This is a genomic window from Rubricella aquisinus (assembly GCF_014199445.1).
Classification (GTDB): domain Bacteria; phylum Pseudomonadota; class Alphaproteobacteria; order Rhodobacterales; family Rhodobacteraceae; genus Rubricella; species Rubricella aquisinus.
In genome coordinates, this window is record NZ_JACIJS010000022.1 from 1 (window position 1) to 2,117 (window position 2,117).

General features: G+C 68.9%; 1 protein-coding gene. It reads right to left on the reverse strand.

Features of this window, described 5'->3' with window-relative positions:
• The coding region (locus tag FHS89_RS16165) for a non-ribosomal peptide synthetase (protein WP_184013163.1) at nucleotides 1-2,117 on the reverse strand (2,117 nt) is incomplete at both ends.

Below are 2,117 nucleotides of genomic sequence, written 5' to 3' on the forward strand. Positions count from 1 at the left end.
CTCGGGATCGGCCTGCCGATGGGGCTGTCCTGCGCGTCGCGATCGGCGGGCGTGAGGATATGTTCGGTGACATGCACGCAGGTCTCGGTGATGCCGTACATGTTCGTCAGGCGCGGGCATTCGGTGCCATAGCGTGCCCACCAGGGGGCGAGGCGCGCGGGATCGAGCGCTTCGCCGCCGAAGATGACATGGGCGAGTGCTGTGAGCGGTGCTGCGTCCTGATCGGCGCGAATGAGGCCATAGAAGGCGGTCGGCGTCTGGTTCAGGACGGTGACGCTGGTGGCGCGCAAGAGATCATGGAGGGCGGCCGGATCGCGGCGGGTGTCGGGCGGCACGATGACGAGGCGCCCACCGGTCAAGAGCGGGCCCCAGATCTCCCAGACGGAGAAGTCGAAGGCATAGGCGTGAAACAGGCTCCAGACATCCTTGGGGCCAAAGCCGAAGCGGGGCGCGCATCCGTCGATCAGGCTGGTGACATTGGCATGGGTGATGGTGACCCCTTTGGGCGTGCCGGTGGAGCCGGAGGTATAGAGCGTATAGGCCGCGTGATCGGGCTGCAGTTTGGGCAGCGGGGCGGCGGTGGTGTGCGCGCTGGCGATGGCGGCGGCGATGGTGAGGCGCGGCAGAGGGTCCAGCGCATCGGGCAGGGGGGCCATGCCATCGGTGAGGATAAGGTCGAGCCCGGCGGTTTGCGCCATCAGGCTGATGCGGGCGGGGGGATAGCTGGGATCGAGCGGGATATAGCGCCCGCCGGCGCGCAGGATGCCGAGGATGCCGGTGATCAGATCAAAGCCGGGCTGGGCGGACAGGCCGATCGGGGCTTCGGGGCGGAGGCCTTGGGCGATGAGGGTCTGCGCGAGCGCTGTGGCGCGGGCGTCAAGATCGCCATAGCTGAGGGTCTGATCCCGGTGCAGGAGCGCGGTGGCCTCGGGCTGGGTGCGGGCGATCTGGGCAAACCGGTCGGACAGGCTGACGGGCGCGGGATGGGTCCCGGGCGCGGGCCGCGCAGGCATGGCGGGCGCGGGCAGCGCGGGGATGGCGGGCGCAGGGATGGCGGGGGCTGTGGCGCGCAGGGCCGCGTCCATGGACTGGTCGGGATGGGCGGTCCAATGGGTGACGAGGCGGATGAAATGCGCGGCCATGGCCTCGATCATCTCGGGCGCGAAGAGATCGGTGTCATAGAGCCACTGGCCGCGGATCGCGCCGTCTTCTTCATGCCAGAGATGGCATTCCAGATCGAAGCGCACCCAATGGATCGGGGCGGCAATGGGGCGCACGGTGATCTCTCCGAAGCGGGGCGGGGTCACTTCGGCGGTTTGCAGCGCGAAATGCACCTGAAACAGGGGATGCTGGCTGCTGTCGCGGCTGGGGGCGATGGCCTCCACGATGGCCTCGAAGGGCAGGTCCTGATGGGCATAGGCATCGAGCGTGCGCTGGCGCATCCGGGTGAGGAGCGTGGGCAGATCGGGCGCGCCCGACAGATCGCCGCGCAAGGTGAGCATGTTCACGAAAAACCCGATCAGCCCTTCGGTCTCGGCCTGATTGCGGCCCGCGATGGGGGAGCCTGTGACGATATCGTCCTGCCCGGCATAATGGCCCAGAACCGCCTGATATTGCGCCAGAAGTCCCATATAGAGGGTGGCGGCCTGTTTGCGCGACAGGGCGATCAGGCGGCGGGCGGTGTCGGCGGGGATCTCGATGCGCAGGCCCGCGCCGCGATGGCGCGCGGGGTCGGGGCGGCGGCGGGCTTGCGGCAGGCTGATCTGGGGCAGATCGCGCAAGGCATCGCGCCAATAGGACAGGGCTTGTGCGCGCGCCGGACCATCGAGCCAGCGCCGCTGCCAGAGCGCGAAGTCGCGATACTGGATCGGCAGGGCGGGCAGATCGGGCGCGTGGCTTGCCTGCCGCGCGGCATAAAGCGTGCTCAGATCGCGGGTCAGCACGCCCAGCGACCAGCCATCGGCGGCGATATGATGGATCGAGAGGGCCAGCACCGCGCGCCCGGGGGCAAGGCGCAACAGTTCCGCCCGGATCACCTCGCCTGCGCTCAGATCAAAGGGGGTGGTGGCCACGCGGGTGATCTGCGCGTCAAGATCGGCCTCGGTCACCTCACGCTG